This window comes from Neisseriaceae bacterium CLB008 (genome assembly GCA_041228285.1).
Classification (GTDB): domain Bacteria; phylum Pseudomonadota; class Gammaproteobacteria; order Burkholderiales; family Neisseriaceae; genus JAGNPU01.
On record CP166133.1, the window covers coordinates 2,831,728 to 2,850,118 of the forward strand.

The window sequence follows — 18,391 nt, forward strand, 5'->3', positions numbered from 1 at the left end:
TAATGAGAAATGCCCACCCTATGCGCCTCTTCTGCCACCCCATTTTTTTGGCCGCCACGCTGTCCCTGATGTCGACGCTGAGCCACGCCCAAACGCCCAATATTCAAACCCCGATCACCCTCCAATTTCAGGCGATGCCACTGTCGTCAGCCTTGACCTTATTGGCCCAAGTAGCCGATGTCGACTTAATTCTGGCCGAAGGCCTCAGAGGCAGCGTCACCCTATCGCTCGATCAAATGCCGTGGCAAACAGGGTTTAAGCAGCTGTTACAGCAACACCAGCTCAGCGCCACTCGCCAAGGCTCGGCGCTGTATATTGGCCCACAAGCCGTCCCCTTACGGCCCATCTCGCCCACCCACACCCCCTCCGAGCCCACGCTCAGTTCGGCAATTTTTCAGCTCAACTATAAAGACGTGGCCGAGCTGGCAACTATTTTCAACCTCAACAGCGCCGACCGAGCCGCCCGCCACCTCCTCAGCCCCAATGGCCAAGCTTACGTCGACCCCGGCAACAATATGCTCATTGTCTACGACACGGCCGCCGTGCATGCCGATGTGGCCAGCCTCATATCTCAACTCGACCGTCCCAAACGGCAAGTTTTGATCCAAGCCCACATCATCGAAGCCTCTGATGGTTTCGCCCAAGAACTCGGCCTCAAGCTGGGTGCGGCATTTCAAAACCATCGCCTCCAAATCGGTGGCCCTTGGCCAGAGACTGACCAAGGCCAAGACGACGGCGGCAGTACGCCATGGCAACTGCAACAGCTGCGCCCCAACCTCAATCTCAGCGGCCCCAGCAATCAGGCTGCCCTATCGGTATTCGGGCGCGGTGCTCATTTCTTACTCGGCCTCGAACTCAGCGCCATGCAGTTAGAAAATAAAGGGCAGATCTTGTCTAGCCCACGCATTCTCACCGCCGACCGCCAAACTGCGACGATTGAATCGGGCGATGAGCTGCCCTACCGCGAAGCCGACAGCTACGTCAGCACCACCTTATTTAAAAAAGCCGTACTCAGCCTTCAGGTTACCCCCTACATCACGCCGGACAATCAAGTCATCATGGCCATTGCCATCAATAAAGACAGTCCCAAAGGCAATGGCGCTCTCTCGATTAAAAGCATCAACACCCAAGTCATGATCGCAGACGGCAGCACCTTGGTCATCGGCGGCATCTATGAAGAAAGCAGCAGCGACGGCGTCCAAAAAGTCCCCATCTTAGGCGACCTTCCCCTTTTAGGGCGCCTATTTCAAGCCAAACAACAGCAGCAAAATCGGCAAGAATTGGTGATTTTTCTCACCCCCAATATCCTCGTCGACAAAATACCCACAGAGGCTCAATAATCAACAGACAGCCGCCATAAGTTCGGTTAAAATACTGCTCATGGACAAACGGGTAAATCAATTGACCGGCAATTTTTTTCTGGTTGGCCCCATGGGCGCAGGCAAAACCACAGTAGGCAAGCAGCTCGCTTTGCTACTGGGTAAAACCTTTTATGACTCTGATCACGTCATCGTTGATCGTTGCGGCGTAGCCGTCACCACCATCTTCGAGGTAGAGGGCGAAGCTGGCTTTCGCTGTCGTGAAAAAGAAGCCATCGACCACCTCACCCAGCTCGACAACATTGTCTTGGCCACGGGTGGCGGCGCTGTCCTCCATGAAGAAAACCGTCAGGCCTTGAAAAACCGTGGCACCGTCATTTATTTGCGCGCCAGCGTGGATGCTATTTTGAAGCGAACGCGGTATGATAAATCTCGACCCTTGCTGCAAACCAGCAACCCCAGAGAGCGGCTCAACACCTTAATGGCGGAACGCGACCACTTATATAAAGAAGTGGCCCACATTGTTGTTGACGCCAATGGCCCAACCATCCAAGCATTGATGCAAAAACTCATGCATTCAATTCAGGAACATCATCAGCTTAAGAACCCATGATTACCTTAAACGTTGCCACGCCTTCCCACCAATACCCGATATTCATTGGTCAAAACCTATTCGATGATTTGACCCACACCCTCAAGCCCTACCTTAGCCATCAGGCCGCCATCATCACCAACACCACCGTGGCGCCCTTGTATCTAGCTAAGCTTGAAGCTGCCTTGACTGCCTTAGGCCAAGCCTATTTTGTGATCACCCTACCCGATGGCGAAGCGTACAAAACCTGGGACACCTTAAACCTGATTTTTGACGGCCTGTTAAACCAACACGCCGAACGCAAAACCACGCTGATTGCTCTAGGGGGCGGCGTGATTGGCGACATGGTCGGCTTTGCTGCCGCAACCTACCAACGCGGCGCGCCGTTTATTCAAATCCCCACCACTTTACTCAGTCAGGTTGACTCATCGGTAGGCGGCAAAACCGCCATTAATCACCCTCTGGGCAAAAACATGATTGGGGCGTTTTATCAACCCCAAGCGGTTCTGGCCGACATGAGCACTTTGAACACCTTACCCCCGCGTGAATTTGCCGCTGGCCTAGCCGAAGTGATTAAATATGGCCTATTAGGCGACCGTGACTTTCTGGCTTGGCTAGAAGCCAATATCGACGACTTAATGGCGCAAAAACCTGAAGCGCTGGCCTACGCCGTTGAAACCAGCTGCCGCATGAAGGCCGAAATCGTGGCCAAAGACGAGACCGAACAGGGCGTGCGCGCCTGGCTCAACCTAGGCCATACCTTTGGCCACGCCATCGAAGCCGAACTAGGCTTTGGCACTTGGCTCCACGGCGAAGCCGTCGCCACCGGCATGGTTTTGGCCTGCCGCCTGTCCGAAACCTTAGGCACCTTAAACCGCGCCGACACCGAACGCGTCATTGCCCTCTTGCAACGCGCCGGCCTGCCAACAGAACCACCCGTGTTTGGCTTTGATCGCTGGCTGGCCCACATGAGCCACGATAAAAAAGTAAGCCAAGGACAGCTGCGTTTTGTGACCCTAAGCCGGCTTGGCCAGGCCGAGATCCGCGCCGACGTCAGCACCGAGGCGCTGCAGCAAACCCTAGCGCCCTACACCCCCTAAAACATGATCCTTCAGCCTTGGCCCCGTCCAAGGCTGAGTTTTTTCACCCCAGTAAAGCCCGACGTCATGGCCAATTTTTTTACCCAACACTATATAGACACCGTCAAACACCACTCCTTTGACTACAAAGGCCGCGCACCCGCGCGCAAATTTGGCTTTTACGTGCTGTCACAATTTTTAATCCTTATCGCCTTCATCCTCATCGCCGCCGTGTCGATGCGCCTCTTTACCCCCTTACTGGTTGAAAAAGTCGGCCTAGCCATCCTGCTGCTGTGGTCGCTCATCACGCTACCGGCTACGCTCTGCCTCACCATCCGCCGCCTGCACGACGTAGGCCTGAGCGGCTGGTTTGTGTTGTTAATCATTTTCATTGGCCCGATCTTGGCCTTGCTCGGCCTCAAAAGCGCCAGCAATGGCGTAGGCTTTGGGATTATTGGTGCCTTATGTGTCATCAAAAGCCAGCCCAAAGGCAATCGATACGGCCCAGCGCCCACCCTTTAAGCACACGCCAGACGTAAAAAAACCGCCGTCACTCGACGGCGGTTTTTTGTGCCTTATTCGTCCCCAAGCCGCTTTTGATAGCGCGCGGCGATGACTGCACACACCATCAGCTGGATCTGATGAAACAGCATCAACGGCAACACCATCGCCCCCATTGACACCCCAGTACCCGCAAATAATACCTGCGCCATTGGAATACCTGTGGCCATGCTTTTTTTCGACCCGCAAAACACGATGGTGATTTCGTCCGCCTTATTAAAGCCCATCAGCGTGCTGACCCAACGCGTCAAGCCCAAAACCAGAGCCAACAGCACACAGCTGATCACCACTAAATTCACCAAGGCGACCCACGGCGTCGCCTGCCACAACCCACTCACCACCGCCGCACTAAACGCGGTGTACACCACCAGCAAAATCGAGCTTTGATCTACATAGGCCAGCACGGGCTTATGTTTGTCGACCCAAACGCCAATCCAGCGGCGGGCGATCTGACCCGCAATAAACGGCAATAAGAGCTGATACACAATATCCAAAATCGCTTCTAAAGCCCCACTGTGTGCTGCATCACTTTGGCTGCCCAAAATAATCCACCCCACCAGCAATGGTGTTAAGAAGATACCCAAGATATTTGACGCCGTGGCGCTACAAATCGCCGCTGGCACATTACCGCGCGCCACCGCCACAAACGCAATCGACGACTGGACGGTAGAAGGCAACAGCGCCATATACAATAGTCCCCAATAAAGGTCTTGTGACACTAACTTGAGCAAAAGGGGTTTACCCAACCAGATCAACAGTGGGAAAATCAGATAAGTAAAGGTAAATACCACGCTGTGCAAACGCCAATGGCCCATGCCTTCAATAACGGCGCGGCGCGACAGCTTGGCGCCATGTAAAAAAAACAAAAGGCCAATGGCCAATACGGTGATGCCGTCCATAATCGGCACCCAACGCCCTTGACTGGGCAAGACCGATGCCAGCACCACCGCGCCAATTAAAGCCATGGTGAATTTATCGGGCAAAAAACGGGTCAGTTTCATCGTCATCCTTTGTATTTGTGTGTGTCGCCGCCAGACGTCTGCCATCATGACGACCCTCAACACAGTATAACGACGAACGAAAGACCGACTCAACCCCTTATTTTATTTACCTTCGTCCACCTGAATCGTTTATCATGAGCGATGAGCTGGCCGCTTATTCGGTATAGGCAGGCCGTCGTCTTTACTTGATTAGGAACATAAGCAATGAAACCCCATTACTTAACCTCTTTAATTTGTCCCAATCATGTGGCCGTTATCGGCGCCAGTGACCGCCCGCAATCGCTGGGGCAAACCGTTTTTGCCAACCTGCTCAGCAGCGACTTCAAAGGCAAGCTATACCCCGTCAACATCAAACATCGTTTTGTCGGTGGCCTACCCACCGTCAACAGCGTCAGCAAGCTCAAGGTCGAGATTGATCTGGCCATTGTGCTCACGCCAGCGCCCTCATTTGTTAAAGTCATTCAAGACTGTGCCAACAAAGGCATACCTTTTATCCTTTTAGGTAAAGACCTCAGCGACGCCACCGCCGAAGACCAAAAACACCTCGATGCCGCCATCGCCTTAGCCAAAGAAAAAGGCATCCGCGTCCTCGGCCCCAGCCTTTTAGGCTTGATGCGGCCGGTACTCGGCTTTAACGCCAGCTCTTACGGCGGCAAGGTGCGTCCAGGCAACTTGGCCTTAGTCAGCCAATCCAGCGCCCTCTGTACCGCCATGCTGGACTGGGCCGACAGTAAAGAAGTCGGTTTTTCTGCCGTCATCCCCATGGGCGAAGTGGCCTTTGACATCGACTTTGGTGAAATCCTCGATTTTTTGGTGAATGATCGCTCTACCCAGGCCATTTTGCTGCACATCCACCACGTCCGCGTGGGCCGCCGTTTCTGGAGCGCGCTCAAGGCCGCTACCCGCGCCAAGCCGGTGGTGGTGATTAAATCTGGTCGTTTCGAAGACGACGTCCAAGGCCTCACTCACGCCAGCCAAATCATCAAAAGCGCCGACGTATTCGACAGCCTATTGGCGCGCGCCGGTGCCCTGCGGGTCGACACCATTTCCCAAATGTTCACTGCCGTGAAGGTTTTGGCCGCCAACTATAGGGCTAAAGGCCGCCGCTTGGCCATTGTGTGTAACGGGATTGGCCTAGGCGTTCTGGCCGCCGACAACGCTCGTGCATCCGGCGTGGCCTTGGCCGAACTCAGCCCCGAAACGATTCAATCTCTCGACGCCCTATTGCCGCCCAACTGGTCGCGCAATAACCCTGTCGACATTTTAGGCGACGCCAGCCCCTTGCGTTTTAGAACGGCGGTCAAGCTGTGCTTAGACGACGAGCAAGTCGACGGCGTGCTGGTGCTGTTCACCCCGCAAATGGGCACCGACCACTTAACCACCGCCCAAATGATGGTGAGCCTACAGCAAGAAACCAGTAAGCCGCTATTGATGTCATGGTTAGGAGACGCCAAGGTTCAGGCCAGCCGCGCCCTATTTACCCAAGCGCGCTGCATGCATTTTGGCGCGCCCGAGCACGCGATTGCCGTATTTAAAAACCTGGTGGCCTTCCATCAAAACCAATTATTGCTGCAACAAACCCCCAGCCCCATCACCGAAAACCGCGCCAAGCCCGATTTAAAAGGCGCGCAAAAAATCATCACCCAAGGCAAAAAAGCCAAGAATAAGGTCATGCCCGAGCATTTGTCTAAATCGCTGTTGCAGGCCTTCCACATCCCCACTAACGAAACCTTCTTGGCCGAATCAGCCGAGCAGGCGCTGAAAATTGCCAATAAAATGGGTTATCCCGTGGTATTGAAGATCGACTCGTCGGACTTCTTCCATAAATCGGACATCGGTGGCGTGGAGCTGAACGTCACCAACGACGCCAACCTCACCGAAGCCTATCAAGCCATCATGGCCCGCGCCTTGGCGGCCAAGCCTAAGGCCCGCATCAACGGCATCAGCGTGCAGCCCATGCTGAATAAACGCAACGCCCGCGAAGTGATGATTGGCGTCACTCAAGATCCTATTTTTGGCCCCGTCATCACCTTTGGCGCCGGCGGCGTCACCGCCGAAATCCAACAGGACACGGCCTTGGCCCTGCCGCCCTTAAACGAAGTGCTGATTGACGACATGATCGGCCGTACCCGCATCGGCAAAATGCTGGGCGCCTTCCAACACATGCCGCCCATTCACTATGAAGCCTTAAAAGACGTGCTGATTCGGGTATCGGAAATGGTGTGTGAACTGCCGGACATTCTGGAATTAGAGATCGACCCCGTCCTCATCGACGACAAAGGTGCCGTGGCGCTAGACGCACGCGTGGTGCTGCAAAAAACCTTGCCCACCATCCAGCGCTATAGCCACATGGCCATCATGCCCTACCCGAGCAATCTGGAAACTCAAGCCACCCTCAAAGACGGCACGGAAGTGGTGGTGCGCCCCTCTCGTCCAGAAGACGCCGAAGCCTTACAGGCCTTTGTACGCAATCTATCCGACGAAAGCCGCTACAACCGCTTCATGTCCAGCATTAAGCAGCTGTCGCAAAACGTACTGGTGCGCTTTACCCAGCTCGACTACGACCGTGAGATGGCGTTGGTGATGTTACGCGACACCGAAAACGGTCCAGAAATGCTCGGCATTGTCCGCTACGTCACCGATCCTGACTTTGAAGTGTGTGAATTTGGCATGTCGGTGGCTGATGAATGGCAAAACAAAGGCATTGGCACCTTGCTGATGAACCTCTTATTTAATGCCGCTAAAGATCAAGGCCTCAGCGTGATGCGCGGCGAAATATTGACCGCCAACACCGGCATGCAAAAACTCACGCGCAATCTGGGATTTAGCGTCAGCAAAGACCCGGAGGACGGCAGCATTTGTCTGGTAGAGAAATCGCTAATAGACACAAAAAGCACAAAAAAATCAAAGTAAACACAAGAAAGACTTGCACTAAGGGGTCTATTCGACCTAAAATCAACGGTTTTCTGTTATCGAACAATAAGGATATGACTAATGGTTGTGATTCGTTTATCACGCGGCGGTTCTAAACACCGTCCATTTTACAACATCATCGTTACCGATTCTCGCAGCTCTCGCGATGGTCGTTTCATTGAACGCCTAGGTTTTTACAACCCAGTTGCCAATGAAAAACAAGAACGTGTACGTTTGGCTGCTGACCGTTTGAACCACTGGATCAAACAAGGCGCACAAATGAGCGACACCGTAGCAAAACTAGTTAAAACAGAAAAAATTGCTGCTTAATTTTTCTGCGTTAATGCATTAACCAAAGGCAAATACAACGATGTCAAACGAAAAACTCGTTAGCATGGGCTTTGTCCGCGGTGTTTTTGGTGTCCGAGGTTGGTTAAAAATTTCGACCAGCACCGAGTATTCAGACAGCTTGCTAGACTATGAAGAATGGCAGCTGGAAAAAGACGGTGTGACTAAAAACGTCACGGTTGAAGCAGGCAAAGTCGCCGGTACCGAACTCCAAGTTAAATTGGTCGGCATTGAGGACAGAGATCAGGCTGAAGCCCTAAAAGGCTTTACCATTTATGTCCCTCGTAGCGAATTTGCCCCGACGGAAGAAGACGAATACTACTGGACCGATCTGATCGGCCTGAACGTCGTCAACCAAGAACAAGTTGCCTTAGGCAAGGTCACCAACCTAATGCAAACCGGTGCCAATGATGTATTGGTGCTCAAAGGTGAACAGGGCCAAGTGTTGATTCCATTCGTTTCAGCCTATGTTCTGGAAGTAAAATTGGCAGAACAAACCATCCTTGTGGATTGGGATCTGGATTACTGATGCACATTCAAGCCATCAGCATTTTTCCAGAAATGTTTTGCAGTGTAACTGAGTACGGCGTCACTTCTCGTGCACTCAAAGAAGGCATATGGCAGTTTCACGCCATTAACCCGCGGCAGTTTGCCGACAACGCGCAAGGCTATATTGACGATCGCCCTTTTGGGGGCGGCCCAGGTATGGTGATGATGGCAGAGCCACTAGGCAAAGCCATTGAACACGCAAAGTCGCAACAGCACGGTGCAAAAGAAGCGAAAGTCATCTATTTAAGCCCACAGGGCGAGCCATTAACCCACGCCAAGGCCGAAAGCCTAGCGCAAGAAGATGGCCTGATTTTACTGTGTGGTCGGTATGAAGGCGTAGACGAACGTGTGATTGAACACTACGTCGACGAAGAAATTACCGTAGGCGACTTCGTGGTGTCTGGCGGCGAATTACCCGCCATGATGCTGATGGATGCAGTGCTGCGCTTAAAAGAGGGTGTTTTAGGCGATGAGCAATCGGCCCAGCAAGATTCTTTTGCTAACGGCTTACTCGATTGCCCACATTACACCAGACCCAACGTTTTTAAAGGGGTAGCTGTCCCAGAAGTTTTACGTTCTGGTAACCACGCCCTAATTGCCCAATGGCGACTCAAGCAGTCGTTGTCGCGCACTTTAAACCGTCGACCTGAACTACTCAGCGATCGACACTTAACAAAACAGGAATCTGGTCTCTTGGCTCAATGCCTAGAGGAACAAGATAGCCAATAATAGGAGTAGTATCCATGGATTTGATCCAACTATTAGAGCAAGAAGAAATCGCTCGCTTGAACAAAAACATCCCTGACTTTGCCCCTGGTGATACCGTAGTGGTACAGGTTAAAGTTAAAGAGGGTACCCGTGAACGTCTACAAGCTTACGAAGGTGTTGTGATTGCACGCCGTAACCGTGGCTTGAACAGCTCATTCATCGTGCGTAAAATTTCTAACGGCGAAGGCGTTGAGCGTACGTTCCAACTATACGCACCTACCGTTGCCAACGTTGAAGTAAAACGTCGCGGTGCCGTTCGTCGCGCTAAATTGTACTACTTGCGTGGCCGTACTGGTAAAGCTGCACGTATTAAAGAAAAATTGCCTGCACGTCGCGTGGCTAAAAAAGCTTAAGTTCGATACAACAGATAAAAAGAAACCACCGCTTGCGGTGGTTTTTCTATGGGCGCTTGGCTTTAAGCCTGGCCCTCATGCGCTCATCGCCTAGGTGGGCACGCTTCGCTTTGCGCCACCCTACGGAGGCCATCAATCATCACTAGCCTACGGCCCGTAAAAAGCCATGGCCATCCAACAATTCTGGCATCGCCACAATCTCTTCTTCTAGCCCTGCACTCACCAGCCAATGCTTGTCTGGATACGGCAAAGCGTTGAGGAAATAGCGGATGCAGTTTAGGCGGGCGCGTTTCTTGTCATCCGACTTAATCACCAGCCACGGCGCCACATGGGTGTGGGTGTGGGCAAACATCACGTATTTAGCCGACGTATAGTCATCCCATAAATCCAAAGACTGAATGTCGATGGCCGACAGCTTCCAATACTTGAGCGGATCATCTTTACGCGCCTGAAAGCGCTTTTTTTGCTCTTCTTGGCTCACCGAGAACCAAAACTTGAATACGTAAATGCCGCTTTCAACCAGCATCTCTTCAAACACCGGCGCCTGTTTTAAAAACAGCCGATGCTCTTCTTCCGTACAAAAACCCATCACCCGCTCAACGCCAGCGCGGTTATACCAAGAACGGTCAAAAAATACCATTTCGCCCGCCGTCGGCAGCTGGGCGATGTAGCGCTGAAAATACCACTGCTGGCGCTCTTTTTCGCTGGGCTTTTCCAGAGCCACCACGCGCGCACCGCGCGGATTTAAATGCTCCATAAAACGTTTAATCGTCCCGCCCTTACCTGCTGCATCGCGGCCCTCAAACAAAACCACTACCCGCTGGCCCGTATCTTTAACCCAGTTTTGCAGCTTTAATAGCTCCATTTGTAAAATAGACATTTCTTTTTCATAATCTTTTTTACGAATACGGGTACGATAGGGATATTGAGCCATAGATGGGTCTTGGCGGCGCTCTGTTGTTTTTTTATAAATTTGTTTGACCTGCATGCGTCGCTCCCTTGCTGAAACCAGTATTTTAAATGTGCCCACTTATTATTAAATCAATCATACACATGCTAAAATGCCACGCCTAGCCCCTAGGCCAACGAAAATACCCAATCAGCCTATTATTGGCCCTTTTTTATGAAGAGTTAAGCCGTCATGACGCCTTTTTTTGCCTTTCTCGATGATGCCCATAAGCCCAGCGCTCGCCTATACAGCCACTGGCAAAGCCAGACCGTGCTGGAGGCCGCTGATTTAACCTCGCTAGACGCACACCTGCGCCAAGGCTGGGCGAAGGGCTGGCACGCTTTTTTAGCGCTGCCCTACGAGTTTGGCCAAGACCTCATGCAGCTGGCGCAAACGCCCGTACCGATGCGCATTCATTGGTTCGACAAATGCACCCACTTCAACACCGAAGCGGCCATCCAAGACTGGCTCAGCGCCAACCAATCGGCCCATCCCTCGGGCTTACTCAATCTGCGCAACGACACCTCGCGTGAACGCTATTTGGCCGACATTGACGCCGTTCACGCCGCCATTCGCCGCGGCGAAACCTATCAGATCAACTACACCACCCGCCTGTTGTTCGACGCTTACGGCTGCCCGCTCACGCTCTACCATAAGCTGCGCCAAAAGCAGCCCGTGCCCTATGGCGTGGTGGCGCATCTGCCCACCACCGCCCAACAGAGCGAATGGCTGCTGTCCCTATCACCGGAGCTGTTCCTTAAAGTAGACGACGATGGCGTGATCAGCACCGAGCCCATGAAAGGCACCGCCCCCATTTTGGACGATGGCCAGGATGAGGCGCGCGCGCTGACCCTACAGCAAGACCCTAAAAACCGCGCCGAGAACGTCATGATTGTCGACCTATTGCGCAATGACTTAGGCCGCATCGCCAGCGTCGGCGGCGTCAGCGTGCCAGAACAGTTTAAGGTTAGCCGCTTTGGCCAAGTGTGGCAGATGACGTCAAAAGTTGAGGCGCAGCTACCGGCCCATACGTCTTTTGCCCAAATCTTACAGGCCACCTTCCCCTGCGGCTCGATTACTGGCGCGCCTAAGCACCAAAGCATGAAAATCATTCAGGCGCTAGAACAGCGACCCCGTGGCATTTATACCGGTTCACTCGGCTTTATTGAGCCTGCCAGCAATGCCTTAGGCTATAAAGCCACATTGTCGGTGGCCATCCGTACCCTAGTGCTGAGCCCCACCGACGCTCCTCACAGCTACCAAGGCATCATGGGCGTCGGCTCCGGCATCGTCCAAGATAGCGATGCGGCCTTAGAATACGAAGAGTGCGGCTGGAAAAGCCGCTTCTTACGCCAGCTGCCGCTAGACTTTGCCCTCTTTGAAACCCTGCGCGTTGAAGACCATCAGTGCGCCCTATTGAGCCATCACACGGCACGCCTATGCGCCTCTGCCGCAGCAGTAGGGCTCAGCTGCCCCGATGACGTTGCCGCACTCATCCAAGCGCATCTACACAGCATGCCCAGCGGTGCCTTTAGGCTCAAAGTGGTGTTGAACACCAACGGCAGCCTCAGCTTTGGCCACAGCCCGCTCTTGCCATTGACCGAACCGGTACGCTATTTAGTGGCCAGCAAACGCCTGCCTAACCGCGATGGCCTGCGCCGCCATAAGATCACCGCCCGCGCCATCTTTGACGACGCTTGGCACCGCGCCGAAGCAGAAGGCGCTTTCGACATGCTGTTTTTCAACCAAGACGGCTATTTGCTCGAGGGCGCACGCAGCTGCGTCTTCATCAAACACAACGGCCAGTGGCACACGCCCAGCCTAGATTTAGACATCCTGCCCAGCACCATGCGCGCCGCCATCTTAGCCAATCCATTGGCCTACTTAGATGGCCCAGTGCAGGAAAGCCACATCAGCACCGACATGTTGGCCCAAGCAAGCGACGTGCGCTTGGTCAACGCCCTCAGAGGCGTGATGGTGACAAAAAAGGCCTAGGCACAAGCGCCCTAGGCCTTTGGTAAACCGTCGCCGCCTGGATCAGCCACCTTTAAGCCGATTGATCCAGGCCATAATCCCGCTCAACCTTGCAAATACGGGTTTGAAACGCTTGATACCATTGCGTGCGCCCTTTTTCTTGAGCCACCAGGTGTTCGGCATGGCGTTTCCACTGCCGAATCGATGCCTCATCTTGCCAATAAGAAACCGTGATACCGAGGCCGTCTCGGGCCGACTCAACGCCTAAAAAGCCGGGCTGTTCTAAAGCCAGCTCAACCATGCGCTCAGCCATTTGGCCATAGCCAGCGTCATCCTCACTCAATAAAGACGTAAAGATCACAGCGTAATATGGGGGTGGGGGTGTTTTGGCAATCATATTGCCCTCCAATCAACTCATGATGTTCCTCGTTCTGCTGAACCGCAGACGATGGTTCTTCCACTTTACATTAAAACCACAGCATCCCGCGCGCCTTTTTCTAGCCTCAATCAACGCGCCCATAAAAAAACGGACCCTGCCGCAGCAGGATCCGTTTAGATCACACCATCACATGCTTACATGGCGCGTAAAATCGCTTCCACGGTTTCTTTGGCGTCGCCAAAGCACATCGACGTGTTGTCTTTAAAGAACAGCGGATTTTGCACCCCAGCGTAGCCAGTGCTCATTGAACGTTTAAACACCACCACGTTTTTAGCGTGCCACACCTCTAATACTGGCATGCCGGCAATCGGGCTATTTGGGTCTTCCATCGCGGCTGGGTTAACGGTGTCGTTGGCACCGATCACCAACACGGTTTCGGTGTCGGCCAAATCGTCGTTGATCTCATCCATTTCCAACACGATGTCGTAAGGCACCTTGGCCTCAGCCAGCAGCACGTTCATGTGGCCAGGTAAGCGACCGGCAACAGGGTGAATACCAAAGCGCACGTTGACGCCCGCGGCACGCAGCTTCTCCGTGATGTCGGCCACAGGGTATTGCGCCTGCGCCACCGCCATGCCGTAGCCTGGGGTAATCACCACCGAGCTCGAGTTTTTCAATAGGTCGGCCACGTCTTCTGCCGACATTTCACGGTATTCGCCCACTTCTTCTGAGCCGCTAGAGGCCACCTCGGCATTACCAAACCCACCGGCAATCACCGACAGGAACGAACGGTTCATGGCTTTACACATAATGTAAGACAGAATCGCACCCGAAGAGCCCACTAAGGCACCGGTCACGATCAATAAGTCGTTTGACAACATAAAGCCTGCCGCCGCTGCCGCCCAACCTGAATAAGAGTTCAGCATCGACACCACCACCGGCATGTCGGCGCCGCCGATAGACGCCACCAAATGCCAACCAAACACCAGCGCAATGGCCGTCATCAGAATCAAAGCAAAGGCTGAACCTTCCACTTTCACAAAGTAAATCATCAGCAAAAACGACACCACTAAAGCCAACAGATTCAGCTTATGGCGATTAGGCAACATCAACGCTTTAGAGCTGATTTTACCGTTGAGTTTACCGAAGGCCACGATGGAACCGGTTAAGGTCACAGCACCGATGAACACGCCCAAGAACACTTCCACCAACAAAATGGTGTGCATGGCAGGCTCAGAGAACACATGGCTGTCCATCTGAATATAGGTGTTATAGCCCACCAATACCGCGGCCAAGCCCACAAAGCTGTGCAGCATGGCAATCAGTTCTGGCATTTGGGTCATTTCGACCTTACGCGCCAAATACAGGCCAATGGCGGCGCCAATCAGCATGGCAACGATGATGTATCCCACGCCCAATACGTTGCCGTTGCCAATGGTGGCGATCAGGGCAATGGCCATACCGGCCATACCCGCATAATTACCATACTTAGCGGTTTCTTGCTTAGACAAGCCCGCCAAAGACATGATGAATAACAAAGCAGCCAGAATATAAGCTGCAGCAATCAATCCTAAAGACATGAGTGTTCTCCTTAACCTTTACGGAACATTTTGAGCATACGTTGAGTAACGGTAAAGCCACCCACAATGTTGATGGTTGCGATCAAGATGGCAATAAACGCCAGCAGAGACGCAAACCCATACCCCTGCCCGATTTGCAGCAAGGCCCCGACCACGATGATGCCTGAAATGGCGTTGGTCACCGACATCAGCGGCGTGTGTAAAGAATGGGTCACATTCCACACCACGTAATAGCCAACCACGCACGACAGCGCAAACACCATCAGGTGCGACAAGAACTCAACCGGCGCCACCGAACCTAGCCAAATAAACAGCACCAGGGCAATGCCAGCGCCTATCCATTTATTGCGCGGATTGGCCTGTTTCACCACTTTAGGCTGCGGGGCGGCAGCGGCCTGTTTGGGCGCGGCCGACACTTGAATAGCCGGAGGTGGGAAGGTCACCGTACCTTGGCTGATCACGCTCATATTGCGAATCACCACGTCTTCCATGTCTAAAGCAATGTTGCCGTCTTTCTCTTTACTCAAGAGCTTGGTCAAGTTCACCAAGTTGGTACCGTATAGCTGCGACGACTGCGCCGGCAAGCGGCTAGGCAGATCGGTATAGCCAATCACCTTGACGCCGTTGTCGGTCACGTACAGCTCATCCGCGACGGTGTATTCACAGTTGCCGCCGGTAGCCGCGGCCAAATCCACAATCACCGAGCCAGGCTTCATACTGTCGACCATGGCCTTGGTGATCAGCTTCGGTGCGGGCTTACCCGGAATCAAAGCCGTGGTGATGATGATGTCGACCTCTTTAGCCTGCTCGGCAAACAGCGCCATCTCGGCCGCAATAAATTCATCCGACATGGTGGTCGCGTAACCGTCGCCAGAGCCGCCGGCTTCGGTCGGGAACTCAAGCTTCAAGAAGCTACCGCCCATGGATTCGATTTGCTCTGCCACTTCTAGGCGAGTATCAAACGCACGCACAATGGCGCCTAAAGAACCAGCAGCGCCGATGGCGGCCAAGCCGGCCACGCCGGCGCCGATCACCAATACCTTAGCCGGTGGAATTTTACCCGCAGCGGTGATTTGGCCGGTAAAGAAACGGCCAAACTCATGCGCGGCCTCAACCACGGCACGATAGCCAGCAATATTGGCCATAGACGACAAAGCGTCTAGAGACTGGGCGCGTGAAATACGCGGCACCATGTCCATCGCCAACACGTTGATCTTGTGTTCGGCCAGCTTTTGCACCAAGGCTTCATTCTGGCGCGGCCAGATAAAGCTCACCAAGGTGGCACCTTCTTTAATTTGTGCGATCTCGGCATCGGTCGGCTCATTGACTTTATAAATCAGATCCGACTGCCACACTGCGTCGCTGGCAACGATGGTCGCGCCCGCCTCGGTAAACGCCGCATCGCTAAAATCAGCCTTAGCGCCGGCGCTGGCTTCAACCACGACGTCAAAGCCCAGCTTCATCAGCTGGATGACGGTCGCAGGGGTCGCCGCCACGCGGGCTTCGCCCGCAAGCAGCTCCTTAGGAATCCCTATTTGCATGGGTATTGCTCCTCTTAAAAAGTTTATTGATAGATTGGTCTAGATGGGTTAAAAATATTTTGTCATTCCAGTTTAATCGAAAACCGACATTTTTCGAATAGTTTTTATCAATGCCCCAATTTAAAAAGCAGCAAAACCTCGGCCCAACGGCATTTCTGACCATAAAAAACCAATATTTTTAGCATGCCAATTAGGTAATATACTCTATTGTGCCAACAGCATGGGCCGATTTATTCTAGAAAGCCGTCCAGCCGTGTGCTATAGGGCCTAACCCATCTAACAAGCATCAACCCAACGGCATTGCTGCAGCGAACAAAAAGCACAAATCTGCCGCTGCTTTGGTCCACCCTCAGCATCTACAGCGGCTGCGACAGCTCAATCAAGTTTAAATCCGGGTCGCGCACGTACACCGACAAAATAGGCCCCGTCGCCCCAGTACGCTCAATCGGCCCTTCTTCGATGGCGATGCCCATATTCCTTAACTGGGCGATGACCTCGCTCAAAGCCTCTTCGACAATCAAACACAGATCGGCCGACCCAGCCGTCGGGCATTTCGCCTTAGGCTCAAACGTCTTATCGACCTGATGCAGATTGATTTTTTGCTGACCAAACGTCAGCGCCTGACGGCCAGCGCCAAAGGTGATGGCCTCCATGCCTAATTGCGTATAAAAACGAATGCTGGCGTCGATGTCGGCCACGGTGAGCACGAGATGGTCTAAACGGGTGATGTGCATGAGCAGTCCTTAAATCAATAATCAAAACGTTACAACAGCATAGCGTAATCTTTGTGTGTAAACAGCCGTGCCTAAAAAATAAAACTGTGGGCCGCGACCCACCACAGCTTAACGGCCAGTAATAGGCCCATAAGCGGCACATGCCTGCCATTTGAACCACCCCATGTAGGGTGGGTAAAGCGCCGCCTACCCACCATGACCAACATGACCAAGCGGCAGCTCATGCCTATAAAACCGCGTGGGTCGCAGGCCAGCCTCACCCCAGCTCACCCATTCGGGAAAAGTTCTTACGCTATCGGGAAATACTGTTCATTTTGCGCCGCCAGCCATAGTCAGCCCCCTCGCCCATCCGTTAAACTAAATAAGATTAATTCCCATTTACATGTTTTAGTACACAGCATGATCGCCCATAAGGACTATTGTATGAACCGATACCTCCTCAGCCTGCTCTGCGCCACGGCGCTGGCCGCCTGCTCACCGCAGTCAACGCCACCCGCTGATACCGACGCCAACGAACAGGCCGCCAGCCAAACCGTCACCATCGACACTGCTCGTGGCCCCGCCACCGTGGCCAAAAACCCTGAACGCGTGGCCGTGTTTGACTGGGCCGCTCTGGACACCCTCAACCAAATGGGCGTGAAAGTCGGCGCCACCACCGAAAAAGTTCTGGTGGATTACCTCACCCCCGTGTTCCAAGACACGCTGCGGGTGGGCACCTTATTCGAGCCCGACTACGAAACCCTGCACGACTACAAGCCTGAGCTCATCATCACCGGCGGCCCTGGCGCCACCGAATACGAGCAGCTGGCCGAGCTCGCGCCCACGATTGACCTCACCATCGACAACCATCGCATTCGGGAAAGTGCCCTAGAGCGCATTGACGCGCTGGCCACCATTTTCGATAAGCAAGACGTGGCCACTCGCCTCAAAACAGAAATCAACGCCTCGTTTGATCAAACCCGCGCCGCGGCCAAAGGTAAGGGCACGGCCATGGTGGTGTCGATCACCGGCCACAAAGTCTATGCCTTCGGCCCTGAATCACGCATGGGCAGCTGGATCCATAAAGACCTAGGCATGCCGATCGCCGATGCCCACATTGATGAAAAAAGCGGTCACGGCATGCTGGTTTCGTTTGAATACATTCGCCAGCAAAACCCTGACTGGATCTTCGTGTTGGACCGCACCGCCGCCATTGGCGAAGAAGGTCCGCCCGCCAAGAATGTGTTAGACAACCCCATCGTGGCCAAAACCAGTGCTTGGACCAAAAACCAAGTCATTGTCATGCCCTCAGCCAACTACATCGTCGCTGGCGGCGTACAGCAGCTATTACAGGCCAGTAAACAACTTAAAGATGCGTTTGACGCAGCCAAATAAAAAGGACTCCTCATGATTCAATATCCAGAAACCCAGGCCGACGGCCAAGTCATCGACATCAACGCCGAACTAAAAGCCTTAACCGCCCACTGGCAGCCCAAAATCATCAATAACTACGGCTTTCAATTTCGCATCGTTAAATTTGTGGGCGAATTTGAATGGCACACCCACGAAGGCAGCGACAAAGTCATGTTCGTGCTCGAAGGCGAGATGACCCTCGAGTTTCGCGATGGTCGTGACCCCGTCATCGTTCGCGCCGGCGAAATGTATGTGGTGCCACAAGGCTGTGAACAAAAACCATCGTCTACGGCTGAATGCAGCATTATTTTGATTGAGCCTGCGGCCTAAAGCCCAGCCCATTGCGGCGGGCACGCCTT

At 53.4% G+C, this 18,391-nt stretch carries 18 protein-coding genes; 12 read left to right on the forward strand and 6 right to left on the reverse strand.

Annotation, left to right across the window (positions count from 1 at the left end):
- Positions 1–20: 20 nt before the first annotated feature.
- The 4 genes from pilQ to AB8Q18_13055 all read left to right on the forward strand — a co-directional run bounded on the left by pilQ (position 21) and on the right by AB8Q18_13055 (position 3,512).
- Positions 21–1,340, forward strand: coding sequence for a type IV pilus secretin PilQ (gene pilQ / locus AB8Q18_13040; protein ID XDZ51085.1), 1,320 nt, complete (start codon positions 21–23; stop codon positions 1,338–1,340).
- A 40-nt stretch (positions 1,341–1,380) separates the two neighbouring features.
- On the forward strand, positions 1,381–1,932 hold the full coding sequence (locus AB8Q18_13045; protein XDZ51086.1) for a shikimate kinase: 552 nt from the start codon (positions 1,381–1,383) through the stop codon (positions 1,930–1,932).
- Entirely contained in the window at positions 1,929–3,011 is a 1,083-nt protein-coding gene (gene aroB / locus AB8Q18_13050) for a 3-dehydroquinate synthase (protein XDZ51087.1), read from the forward strand. Before AB8Q18_13045 ends, aroB begins: the two co-directional genes overlap by 4 nt.
- A gap of 66 nt (positions 3,012–3,077) precedes the next feature.
- Positions 3,078–3,512, forward strand: coding sequence for a DUF805 domain-containing protein (locus tag AB8Q18_13055; protein XDZ51088.1), 435 nt, complete (start codon positions 3,078–3,080; stop codon positions 3,510–3,512).
- Positions 3,513–3,565: 53 nt separating this feature from the next.
- Here the strand turns inward: AB8Q18_13055 and AB8Q18_13060 are convergent, their stop codons facing one another.
- On the reverse strand, positions 3,566–4,552 hold the full coding sequence (locus tag AB8Q18_13060) for a bile acid:sodium symporter family protein (GenBank protein XDZ51089.1): 987 nt from the start codon (positions 4,550–4,552) through the stop codon (positions 3,566–3,568).
- 204 nt (positions 4,553–4,756) lie between these two features.
- On the opposite strand from AB8Q18_13060, the gene AB8Q18_13065 reads away from it, so the two are divergent.
- The 5 genes from AB8Q18_13065 to rplS all read left to right on the forward strand — a co-directional run bounded on the left by AB8Q18_13065 (position 4,757) and on the right by rplS (position 9,483).
- The gene (locus tag AB8Q18_13065) at positions 4,757–7,465 is read left to right on the forward strand and encodes a bifunctional acetate--CoA ligase family protein/GNAT family N-acetyltransferase (protein XDZ51090.1); all 2,709 of its coding nucleotides are present in this window, start codon (positions 4,757–4,759) and stop codon (positions 7,463–7,465) included.
- An 81-nt stretch (positions 7,466–7,546) separates the two neighbouring features.
- Entirely contained in the window at positions 7,547–7,795 is a 249-nt protein-coding gene (rpsP, locus tag AB8Q18_13070) for a 30S ribosomal protein S16 (protein XDZ51091.1), read from the forward strand.
- A 40-nt stretch (positions 7,796–7,835) separates the two neighbouring features.
- Positions 7,836–8,342: a ribosome maturation factor RimM gene (gene rimM / locus AB8Q18_13075; GenBank protein ID XDZ51092.1), complete on the forward strand. Its 507-nt coding sequence runs from the start codon at positions 7,836–7,838 to the stop codon at positions 8,340–8,342.
- A complete protein-coding gene (gene trmD / locus AB8Q18_13080) occupies positions 8,342–9,091 on the forward strand; it encodes a tRNA (guanosine(37)-N1)-methyltransferase TrmD (protein XDZ51093.1) in 750 nt (249 codons plus the stop codon). Before rimM ends, trmD begins: the two co-directional genes overlap by 1 nt.
- A gap of 14 nt (positions 9,092–9,105) precedes the next feature.
- Entirely contained in the window at positions 9,106–9,483 is a 378-nt protein-coding gene (gene rplS, locus AB8Q18_13085) for a 50S ribosomal protein L19 (protein ID XDZ51094.1), read from the forward strand.
- A 142-nt stretch (positions 9,484–9,625) separates the two neighbouring features.
- Here the strand turns inward: rplS and ppk2 are convergent, their stop codons facing one another.
- Positions 9,626–10,471 (reverse strand): polyphosphate kinase 2, encoded by an 846-nt coding sequence (ppk2, locus tag AB8Q18_13090; protein XDZ51095.1) that lies wholly within the window; start codon positions 10,469–10,471, stop codon positions 9,626–9,628.
- A 153-nt stretch (positions 10,472–10,624) separates the two neighbouring features.
- Here ppk2 and AB8Q18_13095 point away from each other — a divergent pair, with 153 nt between their 5' ends.
- Positions 10,625–12,427 carry a chorismate-binding protein gene (locus AB8Q18_13095; protein ID XDZ51096.1) on the forward strand — a complete coding sequence of 601 codons (1,803 nt, stop codon included), beginning with the start codon at positions 10,625–10,627 and terminating at the stop codon, positions 12,425–12,427.
- Between the two features lie 52 nt (positions 12,428–12,479).
- On the opposite strand, the gene AB8Q18_13100 is transcribed toward AB8Q18_13095, so the two are convergent.
- The 4 genes from AB8Q18_13100 to AB8Q18_13115 all read right to left on the reverse strand — a co-directional run bounded on the left by AB8Q18_13100 (position 12,480) and on the right by AB8Q18_13115 (position 16,640).
- Entirely contained in the window at positions 12,480–12,803 is a 324-nt protein-coding gene (locus AB8Q18_13100) for an antibiotic biosynthesis monooxygenase (GenBank protein XDZ51097.1), read from the reverse strand.
- Between the two features lie 176 nt (positions 12,804–12,979).
- The gene (pntB, locus tag AB8Q18_13105) at positions 12,980–14,365 is read right to left on the reverse strand and encodes a Re/Si-specific NAD(P)(+) transhydrogenase subunit beta (GenBank protein XDZ51098.1); all 1,386 of its coding nucleotides are present in this window, start codon (positions 14,363–14,365) and stop codon (positions 12,980–12,982) included.
- An 11-nt stretch (positions 14,366–14,376) separates the two neighbouring features.
- Positions 14,377–15,906 (reverse strand): Re/Si-specific NAD(P)(+) transhydrogenase subunit alpha, encoded by a 1,530-nt coding sequence (locus tag AB8Q18_13110; GenBank protein XDZ51099.1) that lies wholly within the window; start codon positions 15,904–15,906, stop codon positions 14,377–14,379.
- Positions 15,907–16,262: 356 nt separating this feature from the next.
- The gene (locus tag AB8Q18_13115; GenBank protein XDZ51100.1) at positions 16,263–16,640 is read right to left on the reverse strand and encodes a VOC family protein; all 378 of its coding nucleotides are present in this window, start codon (positions 16,638–16,640) and stop codon (positions 16,263–16,265) included.
- Positions 16,641–17,063: 423 nt separating this feature from the next.
- Here AB8Q18_13115 and AB8Q18_13120 point away from each other — a divergent pair, with 423 nt between their 5' ends.
- Together AB8Q18_13120 and AB8Q18_13125 are read left to right on the forward strand one after the other, a co-directional pair.
- Positions 17,064–18,014 carry a siderophore ABC transporter substrate-binding protein gene (locus tag AB8Q18_13120; protein ID XDZ51101.1) on the forward strand — a complete coding sequence of 317 codons (951 nt, stop codon included), beginning with the start codon at positions 17,064–17,066 and terminating at the stop codon, positions 18,012–18,014.
- A gap of 12 nt (positions 18,015–18,026) precedes the next feature.
- The gene (locus tag AB8Q18_13125) at positions 18,027–18,362 is read left to right on the forward strand and encodes a cupin domain-containing protein (protein XDZ51102.1); all 336 of its coding nucleotides are present in this window, start codon (positions 18,027–18,029) and stop codon (positions 18,360–18,362) included.
- The last annotated feature ends 29 nt before the right edge of the window (positions 18,363–18,391 follow it).